This window comes from Rossellomorea sp. GAMAL-10_SWC (assembly GCF_049568075.1).
Classification (GTDB): Bacteria; Bacillota; Bacilli; order Bacillales; family Bacillaceae_G; genus Gottfriedia.
The window spans coordinates 2,162,130-2,181,763 of record NZ_CP144911.1; the positions used below are offsets into that span (position 1 = coordinate 2,162,130).

The 19,634-nt window shown below is 30.7% G+C and carries 21 protein-coding genes and 2 pseudogenes; 6 read left to right on the forward strand and 17 right to left on the reverse strand.

The genetic code is table 11. The features are described 5' to 3' along the window. Positions 1–40 precede the first annotated feature (40 nt). From V5E38_RS10500 to V5E38_RS10510, 3 genes are all read right to left on the reverse strand, one after another. The gene (locus V5E38_RS10500) at positions 41–850 is read right to left on the reverse strand and encodes a basic amino acid ABC transporter substrate-binding protein (RefSeq protein WP_499213239.1); all 810 of its coding nucleotides are present in this window, start codon (positions 848–850) and stop codon (positions 41–43) included. Between the two features lie 306 nt (positions 851–1,156). Next, entirely contained in the window at positions 1,157–4,237 is a 3,081-nt protein-coding gene (locus tag V5E38_RS10505) for a sbcc family protein (RefSeq protein ID WP_499213240.1), read from the reverse strand. 2 nt (positions 4,238–4,239) lie between these two features. Beyond that, positions 4,240–5,394, reverse strand: a complete 1,155-nt coding sequence (locus V5E38_RS10510; RefSeq protein ID WP_499213241.1) for an exonuclease SbcCD subunit D — start codon at positions 5,392–5,394, stop codon at positions 4,240–4,242. A gap of 203 nt (positions 5,395–5,597) precedes the next feature. Here V5E38_RS10510 and V5E38_RS10515 point away from each other — a divergent pair, with 203 nt between their 5' ends. Then, the gene (locus tag V5E38_RS10515) at positions 5,598–5,915 is read left to right on the forward strand and encodes a thioredoxin family protein (RefSeq protein ID WP_499213242.1); all 318 of its coding nucleotides are present in this window, start codon (positions 5,598–5,600) and stop codon (positions 5,913–5,915) included. Between the two features lie 285 nt (positions 5,916–6,200). Here V5E38_RS10515 and V5E38_RS10520 read toward each other — a convergent pair whose 3' ends face one another. Continuing rightward, positions 6,201–6,824: a phosphatase PAP2 family protein gene (locus V5E38_RS10520; protein ID WP_499213243.1), complete on the reverse strand. Its 624-nt coding sequence runs from the start codon at positions 6,822–6,824 to the stop codon at positions 6,201–6,203. 99 nt (positions 6,825–6,923) lie between these two features. Continuing rightward, on the reverse strand, positions 6,924–7,100 hold the full coding sequence (locus V5E38_RS10525; RefSeq protein ID WP_069032035.1) for a YozD family protein: 177 nt from the start codon (positions 7,098–7,100) through the stop codon (positions 6,924–6,926). 153 nt (positions 7,101–7,253) lie between these two features. Between V5E38_RS10525 and V5E38_RS10530 the strand changes: the two genes are divergently transcribed. Continuing rightward, on the forward strand, positions 7,254–7,409 hold the full coding sequence (locus V5E38_RS10530; RefSeq protein ID WP_499213244.1) for a hypothetical protein: 156 nt from the start codon (positions 7,254–7,256) through the stop codon (positions 7,407–7,409). A gap of 13 nt (positions 7,410–7,422) precedes the next feature. On the opposite strand, the gene yodN is transcribed toward V5E38_RS10530, so the two are convergent. The 4 genes from yodN to phaQ form a co-directional block, all read right to left on the reverse strand. Further along, positions 7,423–8,046, reverse strand: a complete 624-nt coding sequence (gene yodN, locus V5E38_RS10535; protein ID WP_499213245.1) for a germination protein YodN — start codon at positions 8,044–8,046, stop codon at positions 7,423–7,425. A 16-nt stretch (positions 8,047–8,062) separates the two neighbouring features. Beyond that, positions 8,063–8,194 carry a hypothetical protein gene (locus V5E38_RS10540; protein ID WP_286133683.1) on the reverse strand — a complete coding sequence of 44 codons (132 nt, stop codon included), beginning with the start codon at positions 8,192–8,194 and terminating at the stop codon, positions 8,063–8,065. 168 nt (positions 8,195–8,362) lie between these two features. Then, positions 8,363–8,935, reverse strand: coding sequence for a polyhydroxyalkanoic acid inclusion protein PhaP (gene phaP / locus V5E38_RS10545; protein ID WP_499213246.1), 573 nt, complete (start codon positions 8,933–8,935; stop codon positions 8,363–8,365). Continuing rightward, positions 8,932–9,354: a poly-beta-hydroxybutyrate-responsive repressor gene (phaQ, locus tag V5E38_RS10550; RefSeq protein WP_499213247.1), complete on the reverse strand. Its 423-nt coding sequence runs from the start codon at positions 9,352–9,354 to the stop codon at positions 8,932–8,934. Before phaQ ends, phaP begins: the two co-directional genes overlap by 4 nt. Positions 9,355–9,513: 159 nt before the next feature. On the opposite strand from phaQ, the gene V5E38_RS10555 reads away from it, so the two are divergent. After that, complete coding sequence (locus V5E38_RS10555) at positions 9,514–10,296, forward strand: alpha/beta fold hydrolase (protein WP_499213248.1); 783 nt, start codon at positions 9,514–9,516, stop codon at positions 10,294–10,296. A gap of 156 nt (positions 10,297–10,452) precedes the next feature. After that, on the forward strand, positions 10,453–11,076 hold the full coding sequence (locus tag V5E38_RS10560; protein WP_499213249.1) for a DUF4257 domain-containing protein: 624 nt from the start codon (positions 10,453–10,455) through the stop codon (positions 11,074–11,076). A gap of 142 nt (positions 11,077–11,218) precedes the next feature. Here V5E38_RS10560 and V5E38_RS10565 read toward each other — a convergent pair whose 3' ends face one another. The 5 genes and pseudogenes from V5E38_RS10565 to V5E38_RS10585 all read right to left on the reverse strand — a co-directional run. Further along, positions 11,219–12,688, reverse strand: coding sequence for a recombinase family protein (locus V5E38_RS10565; RefSeq protein ID WP_499213250.1), 1,470 nt, complete (start codon positions 12,686–12,688; stop codon positions 11,219–11,221). Between the two features lie 53 nt (positions 12,689–12,741). Further along, a pseudogene (locus V5E38_RS10570) lies at positions 12,742–12,837 on the reverse strand (YodN-related protein); the annotation flags it as partial. A 222-nt stretch (positions 12,838–13,059) separates the two neighbouring features. After that, positions 13,060–13,278, reverse strand: a complete 219-nt coding sequence (locus V5E38_RS10575) for a YozE family protein (RefSeq protein WP_025671848.1) — start codon at positions 13,276–13,278, stop codon at positions 13,060–13,062. Positions 13,279–13,390: 112 nt separating this feature from the next. Further along, positions 13,391–13,681: a YokU family protein gene (locus tag V5E38_RS10580; RefSeq protein WP_499213251.1), complete on the reverse strand. Its 291-nt coding sequence runs from the start codon at positions 13,679–13,681 to the stop codon at positions 13,391–13,393. Beyond that, positions 13,674–14,087: pseudogene (locus V5E38_RS10585) on the reverse strand (lysine 2,3-aminomutase); the annotation flags it as partial. The pseudogene V5E38_RS10585 and the gene V5E38_RS10580, both read right to left, overlap by 8 nt. An 874-nt stretch (positions 14,088–14,961) precedes the next feature. On the opposite strand from V5E38_RS10585, the gene recJ reads away from it, so the two are divergent. Further along, complete coding sequence (gene recJ, locus V5E38_RS10590) at positions 14,962–16,641, forward strand: single-stranded-DNA-specific exonuclease RecJ (RefSeq protein ID WP_499213252.1); 1,680 nt, start codon at positions 14,962–14,964, stop codon at positions 16,639–16,641. Between the two features lie 185 nt (positions 16,642–16,826). Next, positions 16,827–17,084, forward strand: coding sequence for a hypothetical protein (locus tag V5E38_RS10595; protein ID WP_499213253.1), 258 nt, complete (start codon positions 16,827–16,829; stop codon positions 17,082–17,084). An 85-nt stretch (positions 17,085–17,169) separates the two neighbouring features. Here the strand turns inward: V5E38_RS10595 and V5E38_RS10600 are convergent, their stop codons facing one another. The 3 genes from V5E38_RS10600 to V5E38_RS10610 all read right to left on the reverse strand — a co-directional run bounded on the left by V5E38_RS10600 (position 17,170) and on the right by V5E38_RS10610 (position 19,553). Then, the gene (locus V5E38_RS10600; protein WP_499213254.1) at positions 17,170–17,667 is read right to left on the reverse strand and encodes a GrpB family protein; all 498 of its coding nucleotides are present in this window, start codon (positions 17,665–17,667) and stop codon (positions 17,170–17,172) included. Between the two features lie 581 nt (positions 17,668–18,248). Further along, positions 18,249–18,542, reverse strand: a complete 294-nt coding sequence (locus V5E38_RS10605; RefSeq protein WP_499213255.1) for a hypothetical protein — start codon at positions 18,540–18,542, stop codon at positions 18,249–18,251. Positions 18,543–19,187: 645 nt separating this feature from the next. After that, a complete protein-coding gene (locus tag V5E38_RS10610) occupies positions 19,188–19,553 on the reverse strand; it encodes a hypothetical protein (protein ID WP_499213256.1) in 366 nt (121 codons plus the stop codon). Between the last annotated feature and the right edge of the window lie 81 nt (positions 19,554–19,634).

Below are 19,634 nucleotides of genomic sequence, written 5' to 3' on the forward strand. Positions count from 1 at the left end.
ATTGCGTAACACAAGTGCCTGTTACGCAATTTTTAATTTCCTATTTATTTTCTTCTGCTTTTAATGTTTCAAGATCTGGCTCTGATCCAAAATGCTCTTTATAAATTTTTTCATAAGTACCATTGTTTACTACTTCTTTAATTGCTTTATCAAGTTTACCTTTTAATTTACTTCCATCTTGAAGTAATAGACCGTAGTATTCAGGTTCAAAGCTATTTTTATCATCAACAACAACTAGCTTTTTATCTGGATTATTTTTTGCATATGCTTCTAGAACACCATTGTCCGCAACTACTGCATCAGCTCCTCCACTAAGAAGCTCTAAAATTGCTAAATTGTTATTTTCAAATTTTTTAAGATTTTTATTGTTTTTACCAAACATTTTTTCAACAGCTTCTTGTCCTGTTGTACCATTTTGCACTGCTACAACCTTCCCCTTCAAATCTGCGGCCGATTTAATACTACTACCTTCTGGAACTAGAATTTTGTTAATCGAAAGAAAATAAGGAGTTGTAAAATCATATGTTTTCTCACGATCTGCATTGATTGAAATAGAAGACATACCAATATCAGCAGTTTTGCCACCAATTTCAGCAAATAATGGGTCCCATCCAGTATTCACAATTTTGATATTTACCCCAGCTTCTTTCGCAACTGCATTTGTAAAATCAACATCGAATCCTACTATTTTACCGTTATCAAGATATTCAAAAGGCGCATAGGCAGCATCAGTAACAACTCGTAATGGTTTGTCTGCTGTTCCGCTTGTTTTCGTATCCTTACCACAACCCGATAAAATTAGAGCCGTCGTCACAGCAAATGCAAACGATAGTTTTTTAACCTTTTTCATTTTAATACCCCCAATTAATTTTGTTTTATGTAAGTAAATTTCTGATTAGATTAAATATATTGAAAATTTTATATATTTAGATTTTTAATCATTATATCTATTCTTGTTTAAATATGCAATACTATGTCATTTTTTGCCAATTCCCTCCATTCAACAGGCTAATTCAAAGGATTATTAAAATAAGATTTTATATGATTAATGTATTTATAGATAATTATATTTCATTCAAAAAAATTCTAGTCGAACTCTTATTAGTAAAAATAAAAAACCGGAAACATTCGCTTAGTTTCCGGTTCTCTTACAGCTTTATTTAATTAAAATTGATAACTCTGAATATCCCTTGTTCGTTTTATGAACTTCAATTACTGCAGGCATTGCATCCTTTACATCTTGCACATGAGAAATAACGCCAATTACACGTCCAGATTTCTGAAGTTGAATAAGTGTATCAATTGCTTTTGATAATAATTCATCATCTAGTGATCCAAATCCCTCATCTATAAACAACGTATCAATTGATACGCCACCTTTATGCGCTTGAATAATATCTGCCATTCCTAATGCTAAACAAAGTGATGCATTAAACTGCTCTCCACCAGATAATGTTTTTACATCCCTAGCAAGGCCCGTATAGGAATCATATACTTCCAATCCTAAACCACTTTGTTTCCTACCTTTTTCAACTGCATCTTTTCGTTGCAATTGAAATTGGCCATTTGATAAATGATCAAGTCGAATATTTGCCGATTCAATAATTTGTTCAAAATAATCCAATAAGACATACCGTTCAAACGAAATCATTTTATCATTATCGCCTTTTGTAACTTTATATAAATCAGTTAAACCTGCTAATTTTTGTTCAGTTTTTACAAAATCCTCTTGATAAATTTGTAGGTCAATTTTCAATTGACTTAATCGCTTATTTAATTCTTGAATACGAATCATCTCATTAACGATCGCGTCTAAATGCTGAGTAATTTCTTGTACCTTCATTTTAAGTTCACTTACATCAATTTTTTCCATCGATTGAACTTGTTTTTCAAGCAACTCTTTTTCAGTACTTAATCTTTGAAGATTCTCTTCAAACATTGATAAATCATTTCGATATTGATCAATCATTCGAATATAATCAATTGCACTTATAAAATCTGATTCTCCATTAAACTCATACTCAACAATTTTTTCATGATAACGAATCGTTGTTGAGCGAATCTCTTCATTTAATTTTAAAACTTCTTTCTCAAGATGAGTACGAGTAGTCTCTTTAACCGTCTTCTGTTCAGTTAGGATTCTATATTCTTCTTCAATTTTTGAAATTTTAGCTTTTAATATTGCTATATTTTTTTCAATATCATTTTTTTCCAATTGCCATTTCTCAAGAGTTCTCAAAGATTCCGGTAATTTTGATTCAATTTGTACAATCTGAATTTTTAATTCATTTATTTCATTCGTAAACTTATTCATTGCTTCAGTTTTCTCGGTAACTTTTACGGTTAAATCCCTAATTAATTGTTCTTTTGTTTTTATTACATTATTAATCTTTTCGAAAGTAGCTTTTTTCTCAGTCAGATTTTTTAAGTTTGATTCATTTTCATTAAACTCATTAGCAAGAGCTTTAAGACCTTCATTTGTAAAATCAAATTGTCCATGCTCCTCAAAAAATGATTGTTCATCAATTTTTAATGAGTTTTCCTTACTTTTAATTTCCCCCTGAATTGTTGCTAGTTCAGTCTGGAATTGATTTACTTGTATTTTCAATTTTTCTGCTTCTTCTTCATTAACAGTCCCATTAAATTTAGCAAGTGATGGGTGATGTGTGCTTCCACAAACTGGACAATGCTCTTGATCTTTTAAATCTTTCGCTAAAAATGCTGCTTTTTGCTGATGCATTTCACTTTCAATTCTGTCTAATTCATTTTTTAGCTTAACATGGTCTAAATTTTTTATTTGATATTCATTTTGTTTTTGCTCTAATTCTTTTTTTGCAAAAAAGATTCGTTTAGCAAACCCACCTTTTAATGAGATTTCCTTGTTTAATAAGGAGAGTTTTGCCCATAGATCATGAACACCTTCTAAATCATTTAGTTGCTGTTTTAATTGATTTAATTCTTCGTTCTCTTTCTTTAAACCATCTTGTAATGTCTTTTCTTCATTTTCGAATAATAGGAACTGCTTTGACTTGTTTTGAAACGCTACCTTATGATTTTGAAATCGATCAACATCTTCTTTTAACGCTAATAAATTACTCAATTGGCTTTCTAAGCTACCTAATTTTTTTTGCTCTTCAGGTAATGTAGCAACTTCCGCAGAGATTTTTTCAATTTTAATAAGTGTTTCTTTTAAACTTTCTATTTCGAATAATAATTTATCGTTTGTTACTTGAAGTGAATTTTTTAGTTTCTCAAGTTCAGTTTTTATAGGCAATACTTTTTCAGCATTTGTGGCTAATTTTATTTTTACTTTTTTATCTTCTATTTCTACCTCTTGACCTTTTAACATGGTTAATAATTCAATTACTTCATGTAGTCGTTCAATATTTTTATTATGGGCCTCTGCTGAAAATAGCTTTTGTTGACTAACTTCTAATTGTGATTTTTGGATTTTCTCATTTTCTTCAAGCCTTTTTAAATCATCCATTATACTTACTATGTGTCCAGTCAAAATCTCATTAACAATATGAAGATTAATTTGAGAATCGTCGGCAATTTGAATTCCTTTTTCTCTTAACAATTTTTCAATCACTTCTAATTTAATAACGATTTTCTGCTTTAAATTAGTAAATTTACTTTCCATGTTTTTTCTTGCTAAATTTAGAGTTTCAGTTACTTTTTCAAATAGTTCAGTTCTGAAAATTTTCCGCAAAATTTCTTCCTTTTCTTTTGTATCCGAAACTAATAATTTTCGAAATTCACCTTGAGGAAGTAATACGATTTGTTTGAATTGATCTGCATTAATCCCTAATAATTCTTCTACTTTTTTATTGACGATTGAAGTTTTGTTAAATTCCTGGCAATAAGGCACTTTTTCTTCATTCTCAATTTTATAAAACTCGATTTTATCGCCTGTTATACCTTTATTTTGTTTCTTTTGATGACCTTTTTGTCTAAAAATATTATAATGGTTTCCTTTTAATTCAAATGTTAATTCAACACTAGTATATAGATCGTCATCTGCAAAATGACTTCGAAGCAATGTTTGGTCATTCCTATTTTCACCGCTCGCCTCACCAAAAAGAGCAAAACAAATTCCATCAAATATTGTTGTTTTACCTGCACCGGTTGGACCAGTTATTGCAAATAGTCCTTTTTCGTTTAGTCGACTAAAGTCAACATTTACCTTATCCTTGTAAGGTCCAAAAGCGTGAAGTATTACTTTTAATGGCTTCATATCTATTCCTCCCTTACAAAGATTTCTTGAATAATCTCTTTCATATATTGTTCATCTTCATTTTTCAAATCTTCATTTTTCATTTCTTTATAAAAAGATTGGAACAACTCAAGTTGATTTTTTGATTGTTTTTCCACTAAACTAAGTTGATTTGTTTTATCTGTTTGTAATGTCGTTCGCTTTCGACTAACATGCATCGCATTTGGATAAACTGTTCTGATTTGCTCCATCGGATGAACGACCATATGCTCATCAGTTAATTTTACAAATACATAATCATCATTTACAGAATGCTGTCTGATTTCCTCAATCGTTCCTTCGATCGATCTTAAATCTCGTTTTGGATGAAAATCTTTCTTAACTACTGATCGCTCACCGTCAGCTTTTAATTCAACAATTAAGCAGCCTTTTTTATGGTTTTCCTCGGAAAGTGAGTACTTTAAAGGTGATCCAGAATAGCGAATTGATTTGTTTCCTACAAAATGTGCTCGATGTAAATGTCCTAGGGCTGTATAGTTAAAATGTTTAAAATTATGATGTGATACATATTCAGCTCCACCAATAGAGAGTGTACGTTCACCTTCTGTCTCTTCATCTGAAGGCTCTCCATTATTTGTTACAAATGCATGTCCAACAAATACATTTCGTACTGATGGGTCTAATTCTTCATCTCTTATTTTATTTATGATTGCTTTCATAGCGTCATCATGTGAATGAATATCATCGTTTTGTAAAATATAACGTACAATACTTGGTTCGGCATATGGAATTAAATAAAAATGAACTTCGCCATCATCATCATTCAATATAACTTTCTTAAATGGTGTTTGAAATTTCCCTACTAAATATAAGCCTTCTTTTTCCATAAAACGGCTACCAAATTCAATTCGTTCAGCACTATCATGATTTCCCGCAATCGCAAGGATGGGCGTATTACATTCAATTACAATTTTATGGAATACTTCATTTAATAGTTCAATCGCCTCAGTTGGAGATATACTTTTATCATATAAATCGCCTGCTATAACAACTGCATCTGGCTTTTCTTCTTTGATTATTGAAATGAATTCATCTAATATAAATCGTTGGTCTTCTGTCATATGTACACCATGTACAATTTTACCAAGGTGCCAATCTGCTGTATGAATAAACTTCATTAAATACACCTCATCATTTTTATTTACTTTCATTGTTACTAAATTTATAGAACAACTTTTCTATCTTATATTTTACATCAACATACGAACGTTTGTATGCTTTTTAATCACATAAATTCTAAAAATGCATTATTAAGTTAAAATAATTGAAATACTAATTAATATGATTCAAAATAAACCTATCACAGCTTTAGGAGGCAATTATGGAAAAAATAGAAGATGTAAAAAAATACGAGGAAATAATTAAAAGTGAAAAGCCAATCGTGGTGAAGTTTTATGCAACTTGGTGTCCTGATTGTACACGTTTAGATGCTTTTATCGGAGACGTAATTGAAGAGCACCCATCATTTACTTGGTACACAATTGATCGCGATGAATTTCCAGAAATCGCTAGTGAACAACAAGTAATGGGAATTCCAAGTTTACTTGTATTTAAAGATGGCGAAAAAATTGGACACTTACATAGCGCAAATTCAAAAACACCAGAATCAGTTGAAGAATTTTTATCAACTTTTGAGTAATATAAAGTTAGTAAATCTTAATGAGACTGGGATTATCCCTAATATCTAAATAAAATAAATTAGACCACAAGGTAATTGAGCCTTGTGGTTTTTCGTATGCATATTTTATTTTCTGGTTTACTTGTATTTCAATAGGCAATTTGGACTTGATTTATATCATATACATCTCTTGAGGTGATGATTTATTGTGCTTAATTTCATTGAAGATGTTGTTCGCATTGCACCTGGAAGAAAAAAGAAACACCTATATCATTTTGATTATATGTGTCATTTTTTCATATTAAATTAAAGCTGTTTTCTTTCATGTAAATTAATAAATACATTTTTACAAATACTGTACCATGCATATCCTACTAACCAGCCAGCAATAATATCTGAGAAATGATGTACATGAAGGTAAATTCTGCTCATTGATATTAAAAATATCATTAATAGAACGATAAATTGAATCATTTTTTTGTGTTTCATCATTGCAGGTTGAATGACAATTAAAATAAAGCCTAATGTTAGAAAGAAGGATGTTGCCATAACTGCATGTCCACTTGGGAAACTAAAGCCACTTTCCACATAGTACATCGAACTTGGTCTTGGTCTTTCATATAGATCTTTTAAAAAGGAAACAACCACTCTAGCTGTCAATAATGTAATAATTAATGATAAACCAGTCCAAATGCGCTTACGTATAATTGAATAAACTAAAACAATGACTGCAAATGTTAAATACATTTTTGAAGAACCAAAATCTCTTAAAAAATAACAAAATGAATCTAGTGCATCTGTTCGAATGAATTCAAAGAATTTAAACGCTGAATTGTCCAAACTCCGAATCATGTTTGAATCATAAATAAGTCCTAAAATAACAAATAGAAAAATAGAAGTAAAAATTAGGATCCAATTATTTTTTTTCATATAAACCTCCAATATATATTCCAGTTAATGCATCTTAATTGCTTGTACTTTGGATACACAAAAGAAAAACGACGAGAGCTCCCGTCGCCACTTTCATGACTATTCTTCTTCCTCATCGATTTCATCAATCATACATTTTTCCAGTAAGTACTCAAAAGTAATATCCGCTAGTTCCTCAATTTCCTCTTCCTCAGGAACATAACCCCGCTGAATGAGCTGTTGATAGAAAAATTCTGCTATTTCTTCCGTATCAATAACTACCTCAATTTCTTTCACTAGCATCACCCCTTACTAGTTAATATGTGAAAAAGGAGAAAATATGAAAAAAAACTTACCAAGCACAAAAAAATATTAATATGTAACCTTTAGCATAATACAACATTGACAAGCATATATTCAATTAAAACATGTTAAAGGAGCGAGATTCCAATGATAAAAATGGACAAGCTAGCTAATTTAAAAGAAATTATGGTTAATGATGAATTGTTTGAAAAAGCTGTTGAAAAACTGACGAAAATTGCATTTTTTATTTTAATAGGGATAGGCATACCTTTTATGATTCATATAATTCTACAATTATTGTAGAATATCCTCTCTCTCAATTTGTTTTCTTCTCTGAGAATTTATTTAAATTTTTAAGCACTAGATCCATCACAATTTTATATTCTTCATCTTGGAAGATTGAATATAAAACAGCGTAATCATTATATATATCTAATAATCCATCAATTATTTCTTGTTTTGTTGTTTTATTTCTGTTTTTATTAAAATCATTCATTGAGCGAAGTTTTTCTAAGTCTAATTTTGTAATGCCATTTTTATCATTTCTTAGTTTTTTTAGAATTGCATTTGCAGTTTGTGCTGATGCAATTAAGGTTAAATCTGTTTCATCGGCTTCTAACCATTCTCCATCAGTAATACGCGCTAATTCGTAAATTGTATCTTCCCATGCGTCATTTTTATAACGCCAAACCTCTGTACGATACCCCACAATTCGAAAAATTTCTTTTTCATAGCCATTGACTTGAACAAGATCCCCGAAAGAAAATGAATAATTTACTTCTATCCATTCTTTTTCAAGTTTTTTCCCATCATATTCGTTGAGAAGCTGAAGAGTATTCTCAACATAAAGTCCGTCATGATTATTGACTTCATAAACAAAAACGCCGTCCATCAGTTTAATATTTATTAACTTTCTATTTTTATTGGCTATTTTAGACAAAAATACCACTCAAAGTTTAAGTGAGTGGCTTATCAGCTGTCTTTATTTTTATATCCTCATTTTTTATTTTTAAAGTTAATTTTAGTAATGCTTCTGCAGCGAGTTTTGCATTTAACGATCCAATTTCTTCATATTTAAACTGATTCATGAAGAAACACCCCTCTATAGACTATTCATATGTTTTGTCTATAGTTCACCGAGGTATGTATTGTAACCGATTAAACTGGCTATAAGATAAACTTATAAGGCATAAAAAAACAACTCTTCTGATTTTAAGGAGTTGTTTGGAGTGCGAAGACAAATGTCTAAAATTTACTTATTTATTAACAGATGCAAACAATTTAAAGCTATCCTCAATCCGATGGTTAATGTTTGTATATGCAGCTCTAAAGGATTGCAAGTAGTGTTCATTTAATGATGACCATACTCGCTCTCTTTCCTTCAAACTCTCTATGTAGTACTTTCCCATTTGTACATATTGCTCTTCTACCCTTTCAATTAACTCAACTGAGGCTTTGAACGGAGTAGCTAATAACTCAGTAAATTTATTTACCGTTTCTTCAAATAGATTAACACTTGATTGAATTTCTGGAGATTCTTCTATTTTAATTCTTGTTGTATTTGTTTTTATATGATTATTAAAGTACTTTATTTCTTCAAATAAACCATTTACTACATTACGATATTCCTCATTAAATTTCCTTGTTTCTTTTAACACTTTAATAAACGAATTTAACCTTTGTTCTCGAGCGTCTCTTATGTATGTCAAATTACTTTCGTATTGATCCCAGAGCGTATTAAAAAAATGATCCATAAAATATTTTTCTACTTTGTCGTCTTTAATTTTTTGAACCTCTGCCTCTGATTTTGAATCGTTCTGTATCGTCAAACTTCTTCCTCCTCTTTTGGATTCGAATTTTTCTCTAATTTATCCTCTCTATGTATTGGAGGAATGTAGAGCTCAAGAAAACTAGTGTACATTTTGAAAAATTGATCAAGCATTGATTGATAAAGTTCGAGTTGTCTTGCGTTACCTGTTAAGAATGCCTTCCCAGATTCTGTAATTGAATAACAGCGCTTAGCAGGTCCGCTTCCTTTCGTATCCCATTTTGATTGTACAAGATTTTCTTTCTCTAGTTGTCTTAATAATCGATATAAATTTCCTTGGTCAAGTGTTTGAAACCCGAATGCGTGGAGCTTTTGAATTAGATCATAGCCATGAAGTGTCATCCGACTAAGGAGTAGAAGTATAAAAGGCATAATAAAATTTTTTGATGGAGTAATATTTTTATCTTTATCATTGTTCATTGGTAACACCTCTATAAAAAATCTAATAGGTGTATTTTACACATATATGAATATAGGGTCAATACAGTAAATATAATTTATTATAAATTTTCAAAAAACTTCAAACATAACGTTTATTCGTTAAATATTTTAGTAAAAAAATACAAAGGAGTGATAAAGTTGTACGTTATAAAAACCGAAAGGATCAAACTGTATTATGACCGGTTAGGTACTGGAGAACCTCTCGTATTAATTCATGGTCTTGGAGAAGTAAAAGAAAGCTGGTTTAAACAATATGAACTAGCAAATGAATTCGATTTAATTATTCCTGATTTACGTGGCCATGGAGAAAATGATTTAACTGAAGGCATCTCAATTAAGAATTTCGCAAAAGATGTACTTGATTTATTGGATGAGTTAGGAATTGAAAGTGCGCATATTCTAGGCTTATCTATGGGTGGGACTGTTGCACAAGAGATGTACCGCCAAGCACCTGAAAGATGTCGCTCTTTAATCTTAGTAAGTACATTTCATTTTGCTCCAAGATTACTAGGATTATGGTTTATTCATTATAAAGAGTTTCGTTCAAAAATTTTCACCCCCCAACAGATAAAAGAGATGACAGCAAGAACATGCCTTTTTTCATGGGAAAAAGAGTCATTACAACAATTTAAACAATATTATCGTCCAAATCCAGAAGGATATGACAGGTCAATGAGAGAATGTTTTAAGGTTGATAATAGAGAATTGTTACCAAAAATTAAGGTACCAACGCTTATTATTGGTGGTCAATATGATCCGATTACACCAGTATGGCTCCAATTAGTAATGCATAAAAGTATCCCAAATTCAAAATTAGTTATTTTCAAAAATACTGGCCATGTAACAAAAATGGAAGCTTCAGAAAAATTTAATCAAACGATTCGCTCCTTTTTAAATAAACAAGAACCCGTTAAGATTTAAAATTAATTTCTAGCAAACTAGCTGAACCTATTTTCAGCTTGCTGATCAAGTTTTTAATAAATATCTAAAAAAATATGCTTTATCATCGTATTGAATCTAAGAGTACTATTATAAAAAAAGCCTCCATATAGTTTAACAAAAACGGGAGGTACCAATATGTACGAGAATTGGCTGGATACATTATCATCTAATGATTTATTTCTGACCTTTCTATCAATATTAATTGGTGCGATCGGTGGTTATGCCAATATATTATTAGCTAATGAGGGCTACATTAGAAGTTATCGGTTTAAAGATTCTGAAGGTAGAGAAAGATATTCACTTGGTTCTAAGCGAGAAATAATACTTGGAGCAATGGCAGGTTGTATATCATACCTTATTGCTGTTCTTACGACAGATGATCAAACTCCTGTATCTATTATCATTTATGCTTTTATTTGTGGAGTTAGCGGCGGTGCATATTTAGAAAAATTGGTTGATAAAAACGTTAATAACAAAATCATTGATTTTAGTTCAACGCTTGAAGAAATGGAAAAAGAGAAAAATGAGAACAAAAAGGCAAGTGCCACTTCGAATACAAATGGAAGTATGCATCAAACTGATGCTGGTGTTGTCGATGGAACAGAACAATATAATGAAGATGACAGCACGAATGATGAAACTAATGGAGAAGTTGATTTTCATTACAATATTTTAATGAAAAGGTTAAAATGTGCAAGAAGTACTAAGGAAGCTGAAAAATATTTTAATGAATTAGTTCGATTGATCAATAACAGATAAGTTTTTAAAAATTGCATTACAACAAAAAAAAGTTCAGTTCAATCTTTTCGAAGAAGGTAAACTGAACTTTTTATTTTAACTTTAAGATTCTCAAAATCGAACATGGTTAGTTTTCTCGTTTCATAGAAAGTTAATTGATGCATTAGATCCATTCTATTTTAATCGTGGCAATTTCCTTACTTCGAGTAGTATCATGACTTGAATCCATATTACTACTAAACCATATTTTATTAATAAATGATTTTAAAAATTGATTACATATTTCAGAATCGATTATTTCTAAATCGTCAAGCGTTTCAATGATCTTCTCAATTTTTTGACGATCATCGTTTTTGTTTCTTAAATTCTCTATTTGGGTCTGATAGAGTTCAATTTGCTCGGTCATTTGATTCATTTGAGCGATTAGTTCATTTTTTAGTTCTTCATATTCCTCTTTCGTAATTTCTCCATCCATTCTCATTTCTCTTACGTTATTTTGTCGTTTTTTAATTTTTTCTTTTTGTTTAATTAATGAGACGAGTTCAGTCGTTAATCTTTGTTCTAATTCCATTGTTTTCTGAGAATCTAGCATTTTTAGCGCGTTCTCTAGCTCTGATTTTTTTTCTTTAATGCTTTTTAAAACAAATTCTTCAACTAATTGATATTTATAGCCACGATCTTTACATTGATTGTTTGATATTTTATAAGAACATGATTTTATAAAATCAATATTTGAACGATCTTTTTGAATATATCGCTTCCGCCCACAGCAATTGCAATATATTAAATTTTGTAATCTACGGATTGCTTTTCGATTTTGAAAATAAACATTTTTATTACTTTCTAATATGGTTTGGACGGCAAAAAATTGCTCCTTTGTTATGATAGCCTCATGAGCATTTTCAATAAAAACTTCATCAATAATTTTATTATGAATACGTCTTTTAGCCTGTATGGCCCCATAATAGACAGGATTCTTACGTAATTGGCTAATATGTGATGTAGTAAGGATTTTACCTTGCCTACTTCTCCAATTTAACCTATTTAATTGCCGTGCTATTTCATTTACTGAAACTCGTTCTAAAGACTTATCGAATATTAGGCGAATAATCTTCGCTTCATCTTCAATGATTTCTAATTTTTTTTCCGAATTTTTACGATACCCCAGTGGGGTCTTATTACTCATTACCCATTTTCCTTGCTCCGCTGCTGCTAATCTCCCTCTTGATAACCGCTTTTTTATCTGCTTATATTCAAAATTGGCCAATACTGCCTGAAATGAAAATAACATTTCATTCGTTTCCTGGGATAAGTCTATTTTACCTTGCGGGGTTAATATTTTAATATCGTTTAAGATTAATACTTGCTTGATTTGTTCTGCATGAGCATTATCACGTGAAAGACGATCTATATCCATAATAATTAAATAATCAAATTCATGTATTTTCTTAAGCAATAAATTTAATTGTTCACGCTCTGTATTGACACCACTCGAAATTTCTTGATAAATGATATATTTTAAATTATGTTGATTGGCAAGCTTAATCAAAGCATTTTTATGATTAAGTAGAACTTCATCAACATCTTTTTGCTCTTCATTTCTTGAGAGTCTGAGATAGATAGCTGCTAACATGTAATCACCTTAGCATTATGCATTTTACCTAAATGATCAATTCCCAATAAAAATAGAAAGTTTATATTTGTTATCTTACCGACAGTACCATATAACGTAATCACGACAATATCATCTACGTTATATTTTGGTTGTTTTTTCTTTGTCATACTTCTTACCTCCTTCTCCATACGTCGTGACTAATTCGTTTTTACTGTATACTATGCAACCAATAGATAATTGTCTGTCATTTTCATAGTAAATAAAAAAAGGGATTAGCCTATTTTATAGGTAAGAAATAAATAGCTAGTTTCAAAAATGGTAGAATCAATAAATTAGTGGGATATTTTGTAATAAAAAAAAGATGCAACTTAGTTAAACTAAGTCACATCTTATTGATCTTCTAAATATAAGTTCCATGCTTCATCAAAAACGCTCATCGATTGATGGAAAGTTCCATCAAATTCTAAATACGAGCTAATTTCGTCATAGCTTGAAGAATGTTTTGGAAATGAGTGATCATTAAAAAGATGATCTGCCAATATTCCAATTTCATTAGGAATTTTATAGTTTCTATGCTTCATCATATAATGGTAAAATGACTTTCTCATGATTCTCCCTCGGTTTTATTATTTATTTTGTCTCTTTTTCTAAAAATATTGTTACTTTTTGAATATGCTTTATACAATAACAGAGTTATTTTATATTTTAAAAATACTCGTTCTATGACGAGAAGTCAAAATAATTTCTTTTTAATAATCTCGGTTGCTTCATTAATTCATCATATGTGACGGTAACCGGAAGTAATTTTGTTGAAATGAGAAATAACTGATCTTCTATTGATTTGACCATTTCTTCCTTCTGATAGGTAAATTTACACCGTTCACAATGGAATGATGGTACTCCTGTAATTGTGATTGCTCGGGAACCATCCGGTAACTCCCAATGTACAACTGCTTTTGTTTCCTGTACATTCTCCTCACCGCACCAATCACATTTTAAAGTATTATTCATCTTTCTTTACACTTCCATCCATTTTCTGAATTTGTGATTGAAACTTTTTCTCTTTTAGTTCATCCCTTTTTTCTCGTTTATTTTTTAACGAACTATGTGTTGGATCTGTTTGATATTGTTCTCTCTTTTTCATTCTTTCTAAATCTGAAGGAATAAGACTTTGTACCTGATCATTCATGATACTAGCAATCCCAACCTTAGCTGCCTTATTTAAATAATCAGGGTAAACTAGTGAAAAATAATCTTCTGCCGTATCCTCTTTATAGTTTTCAGGCTCTGGATAGGATGTGATGACACCCTCAAAATTCCTTAGTACGGTTTTTTTACTGCTTTGAGAGACGATATAGTTTGGTTGAAGTGAGATTTTACCTCCTCCTCCTGGTGCATCTACTACAAATGTAGGTACTAAATTTTTTAAATAATGTACTTTAAAAATGGTACTACATCAAATAAATTTATTTTAGCTTAACCTCCTTTACTTAATCCAGAAAAGAGTTCGGAAATAAAAAAAACGGACTACTTTTTTACTGTAGTACCGTTTTTGAAGGCTATCATAACACTTTTTGCTATTAAATTGATATTTGGTTTATTACGTAGAATAACTGTACCAACGGGTTTTATAGGAGCTGATGTAGCACTGTTATTCTTTGAATCATCGTTTACCATGCTACCCCGCCCTTTCCCTTTTGTATATTTCGAACTGTTGCTATGCAGGGCGGTTAAGTGCTTATGCACATACCGTATTAAATTATATGAGTCGTATGCTTGCCTGTGTGCCTATGTACATGTAAATAAAAAAATAGAATGGAACACGTTTAATGACATGTGATCAAAGTAAGTGTGTGTTACTCTGAACAGTCTTGTAATAAGAAAAAGGATTAGCATATATGCCAATCCCTTCATCTTAATCATTCTCTGCTAGCCAATGTTCAACCTTTTTGTTCATCTCTAATTATAATTTTTCAATGTTAACCTCATCATATCCCGCTTGTTTCCATACTTACGCGGAAACATTCTTTTTAAAGATACCCAAGGATCACCTTCATCTGGCTCTCTATATTCTCCAACTGAATATGAGGATCCTTGTCGCTTCAATTTAATCAATAAAGTTCCTTAATAATATATTAAGGAACCTTCTATTTATTAACTCCAAACAGTATATAAACTAGTTTTTGAGTATCTATTTCATTTTTAAATAAAAATAAAATGTTTTTATACGAGAATAATTTCTTTCATGTCGTACATTCTATACATATGAAAGTTAAATTCGGAGGTACTTTATGAACTGGAATAAAATTAAACCAATAGAAGATGAAACAGAATTTGCAATGATTCGCTACCTCTCATCACAATATTGTCTTTATCCAACCATTACCCAACATTTATTCCATTTAGGGATAAATACATCTAAAAAACTGGGAGACTTTCTCATTCCTTCACTTAATTCAATGCACCATCCATTTTTGCTAGATGAAATGAGTATTGCAGTCCCCCGAATCTTACAAGCTATTACACGACATGAACAGATTCTAGTATTTGGAGACTATGATTGCGATGGGATGAGCTCTTCGACAATTTTAAGCCAAGCTTTAATTGAATTGGGTGGTCAGGTAGACACACGATTACCTTTAAGAACTGAAGGTTACGGATTATCAAAGGAAATCGTTAACAGTCTATCAAAATCTTATTCACTGATTATTACAGTTGATAATGGGTCAAGTGCACATGACGCTTTACAGGCAGCAAAAGTAAAAGGAATTGATGTGATTGTCACTGATCATCACGAAGTATTGAATGGAAGACCAGATTGTTTGGCTTTTATTAATCCAAAACGAAAAGATAACCACTATCCGAATCCAAATTTATGTGGTGCAGGCGTTGCATTAAAATTAGTACAAGCTATTTATCATAAGTTAAATCGAGAATGGATTGGTGAATCTTTTAAATTTTTTGACCTAGCAACTTTAGGAACAATCGCAGATGTCGTGCCATTAACTGGAGAAAACCGAATTATTTGTTGGCATGGATTACGAAAAATAAAAAATCATCCTCATCCTGCTTTCAAAAAAATAATGGATAAATTAAGGATTAAAACTGTTGATAGTTCAACATTTGGCTTTACGTTGGGTCCAATTTTTAATGCGTGCGGACGAATTGGTGACCCAAATTTTGCTGCTGCCATTCTTCGCTCTACTAATCCAACTAATGAAGAAATTGATGAACTCATTGCATTAAATGACAAACGAAAAAAAGTAACAGCAGAACAATTCTTGACGATTCAGGAAAAAATACATAGTGAAAATTTACTAAACGATGACGTTTTAGTGATAAACGGGGATTTTCACAAAGGGATTATTGGGATTCTCGCATCCAGAGTTTCAACCTATTATAAAAAACCTACAATTGTTATCTCTAGTGACGGAACAGGCTCAGCAAGAAGTTTACAAGGAAGTCAATTTTCCATTATTAATTGTATATCTGGGTGCGAAGATTTATTGAAAAAATTCGGGGGGCATCCAATGGCAGCTGGTTTTTCGATCAATCTAACCGAAAGTCAGGTTAATTTATTCCGATCTAAAATACAAAAAGAAGCATTAAAACAACATATCAGTTCACCACAACAGTTTTATATCAGTAACATACCCATTCACACATTTCCAAGAGAATTAATGAATGACTTGCCTATTTTAGAACCTTATGGAATGGGCATGCCAAAACCAATTTTTAAAAGTAATGCAACTAAAATAGCATCATCTCAATATTTTGGCAAAGAGAAAGAGCATTTAAAATTACTAATTAAGGATAAAAATGTTTTGGGATTTTCACAAGCACATCTATTTCATAAACTAAAGGATCTATCTGAATTAGATTTATTTTATTCAGTGAATTGTCATAAAAAAGAGGACTTCTTTTTACATGATTTAATGAAAAAGAAGTCTGATATGCTAGTTAATGAATAAATAATTATTACCAAAGATTACAAATTTCATTAAGGAATGGTATAGACAAATGGTTCAAAAAACTGTGGTCTTCCAACAGTAATTGGAAATTATTTATATCAAAAATTGTTCATATGAAACTTTCTTAATAGAACATAAAATATTTAAGAGTTATTTAAATACCAAAACCTGAAGGAGTATTTATCTTGGATACAAACATTTTGTACTTTAAAATTTACGAACATGAAGTAACATCTAGTGATTATGTGAATTGGGCTATAGAAATGCTATTAAACGATTACTCAACAGACTCATTAATTAACTTGGCATCATTTATCGAACCACTCGATATTCTTGAAGTTGAAGAATATTTTCAAAGATCGATAAAAGAACTAAATATAAGTAAACCTACACATCAAGAATGTGCAGGATATTATAAAAGTCATTCAATAAGGTTTAATTGAAGCTTAACCTACTTTTTATTATTAGGTACATTACGGGTAAGTTGTACAAAAACTAGATAATATTATTTAATAAATTACTTATGTGTCACAATTTTTTAAATTCAGGCGAATGCATTAACTTTTCGAAAAACTTGTTTTTGCATTCCCTATAATCATCCATTACCTTCCCTTCGAATTTCCTTTTTAAATTATCATACTCTACTCTGTACTTATCATTTAATAATAAAATATCTCGGAATTTCCAAAAGAAATCAAATTCAGAATCAATAATCGTTAGTTGTACCCCTAAAGGTGGGTCAATTGAATCATTTTTAAATGCTCTAAACGAGTCAGTTTTAGTGCTACCTTCATTAAGTTCAAAAACAGATGTAAGCGCTTTAACTGCTTTTTCGAATTGCTCAGGAATAACACGCACTTGTATATCTAGATCACCCTTTGTAAGGCTTTTAGGGATAGCTGTACTTCCAACGTGCTGGACATCGGCTTCTAGCAAAAGACCTTTAATTAATTTTCTATGAATTAAGAATGATTTCTCTGCTTTTACAAAAAGCAATGAATTATTCGAAAAACTAACTAGTTCCATTTAATCCTCCAACCAATCATTTTTTTTATTAATTCTACTTTCTTATTCAACGAACCTACCATTTAGCACAATAAAAAAATCGACTATACAGCCGATCAAGTTATGCAACTAACGCATGCGTTAGCTGCATAACTTAAATAGAAAATATTTGATTCTCATAGCTTTTTTACCCATTAAGTTTCTTTACTTCTTTGTTATGTTCGAACACACCCAAAAATAATATTATAGTGATGATGAAATCTGAAGGTTCAAAAGAATGAAACAAAAAGAGTATGAGATGCAATAATATTCCAGTTAATATAATTAAATAAATGTTAATTTTCTTCGGGTATATTTCAGCACTTTTTTTCAATAATTCCCCCTCCTAATTCCAGTATATTTCTCTTTATTTATTAAATTTCCTTCTTCAACTAAACTGCCATTTACTTTAATAAAAAAAGCCGCATATTAGCAGCTCTTGCTCTTCAACTAATGCAATGCGTTAGTTGAATAAGGAATATATGGTTTTTAATACCTATGAATTTAATCATTTTTTTTTAACGTAATAGTTTCCTCTTTACCGTCCCACTTTATGTCAATTTTCATTTTTTTTCACCTCTAGTTGTTAAACAATCGGTGCATCTATTGGGTAAAGATATTTCTTTGTGTTGGTCTAGTGCCTTCCCATCGCCATTAAAGTCGGTTTCTCCCCCATTAATAACGATATTTAAAATTTTTATTTTTTCTGGATTTTCCCCCTTGTACTTTACTACATAAGCTCCATCTTCGTTATCCCCATCTATAGTCGATTTGTACGTGCCAATCCAATTTGTGCTTTCACCTTTAAAAGTGAGGGTTTTTTGTTCACAACCGACCAATACCAAAATAAGTAACAAAAATAACATCAATGTTTTTTTGTTTTCACACTATCATCCCTCCTTGTAAATTTAGTCAATGAAGCCTTTTACTTGTCTTTATTAAGCAATATGAATTTTTTATATTTTAAATTACATCTTTTAAAGGGAATAACACCATTACCTTATTGAACTATGCTGCCATTTTGTTGAATAATAAAAAAAATCGACTAAGCAGCCGATCTTGTTGTGCAACTAATGCACTGCGTTAGTTGAACAAGTTTTTCAAAAATAAGTTACGATTCCTAGCAGGACAACAAAAGCAACATAAAATATTAGTAAGTTCCCGATTATTCGTAATATTTTTTTGTTAGATTTCTTACCGATCTTCAAAATGATATAAATGATAAGTCCCATAAAAAAGAGCATATTTAATAAAGGTAAAATTGGGTAAATGAAATTGAACATTCTTTTGTCAACTCCTACTTAAAACTTTATAAGTAAATTTTCCCTTAAGTCACAGTAAGCGTCAATTGGGTTATTTTCTGTGAATTTCATCACAGTTTATAAACAAGTAATTCTCTTTATTTTAAGATTTTTATTCAATTAAACTGTCATTTAGTGCAAATAAATAAAAAAGACCGCAGAAGCAGTCAATACTTGTTCAACTAACGCACTGCGTTAGTTTTATTTCTTCAAATCAAAAGATTCTTCATTTCCATCCCATTTAATGGTTACTTTAAAAACATCCGAATCTTTAGTAACTGCACAACCCGAACAAGAGATATTCATTCTAATGACGGTTTCATCACTTTCACTTGCTGTTCGTTTACTCCCACCAGTTCGTCCATCGACATTGATTTCTAAATTTTTTTTCATTTGTTTACCATCTTTGAATACAAATTCAAACTGACCATCTTCGCTAGTACCATCTACGTTTGTTGTGTATTCTCCTTCCCAATGTTCGCTTCCACCTTTAAAATGAAGCGAATCATTTGAACAACCAACCAACATTAGTAAAGTAACCGAAATCAAAAAGTAAATTTTCCTCAAAATAACAACTCCTTTATTACCATAATATGTTAATTTTTGCCTTAAATGATATTTCCTTCTCTAGACATTAACTATGTTTCT

Coding starts and splice junctions, on each gene's coding strand:
- V5E38_RS10515 (WP_499213242.1), top strand. CDS start 5,598: ATGGAAAAAATAGAAGATGTAAAAAAATACGAGGAAATAATTAAAAGT.
- V5E38_RS10530 (WP_499213244.1), top strand. CDS start 7,254: ATGATAAAAATGGACAAGCTAGCTAATTTAAAAGAAATTATGGTTAAT.
- V5E38_RS10500 (WP_499213239.1), bottom strand. CDS start 850: ATGAAAAAGGTTAAAAAACTATCGTTTGCATTTGCTGTGACGACGGCT.
- V5E38_RS10540 (WP_286133683.1), bottom strand. CDS start 8,194: ATGAATCAGTTTAAATATGAAGAAATTGGATCGTTAAATGCAAAACTC.
- V5E38_RS10520 (WP_499213243.1), bottom strand. CDS start 6,824: ATGAAAAAAAATAATTGGATCCTAATTTTTACTTCTATTTTTCTATTT.
- V5E38_RS10600 (WP_499213254.1), bottom strand. CDS start 17,667: ATGGAACTAGTTAGTTTTTCGAATAATTCATTGCTTTTTGTAAAAGCA.
- V5E38_RS10580 (WP_499213251.1), bottom strand. CDS start 13,681: ATGAATAATACTTTAAAATGTGATTGGTGCGGTGAGGAGAATGTACAG.
- phaQ (WP_499213247.1), bottom strand. CDS start 9,354: ATGAACAATGATAAAGATAAAAATATTACTCCATCAAAAAATTTTATT.
- V5E38_RS10560 (WP_499213249.1), top strand. CDS start 10,453: ATGTACGAGAATTGGCTGGATACATTATCATCTAATGATTTATTTCTG.
- V5E38_RS10565 (WP_499213250.1), bottom strand. CDS start 12,688: ATGTTAGCAGCTATCTATCTCAGACTCTCAAGAAATGAAGAGCAAAAA.
- recJ (WP_499213252.1), top strand. CDS start 14,962: ATGAACTGGAATAAAATTAAACCAATAGAAGATGAAACAGAATTTGCA.
- V5E38_RS10510 (WP_499213241.1), bottom strand. CDS start 5,394: ATGAAGTTTATTCATACAGCAGATTGGCACCTTGGTAAAATTGTACAT.
- V5E38_RS10575 (WP_025671848.1), bottom strand. CDS start 13,278: ATGAGAAAGTCATTTTACCATTATATGATGAAGCATAGAAACTATAAA.
- V5E38_RS10505 (WP_499213240.1), bottom strand. CDS start 4,237: ATGAAGCCATTAAAAGTAATACTTCACGCTTTTGGACCTTACAAGGAT.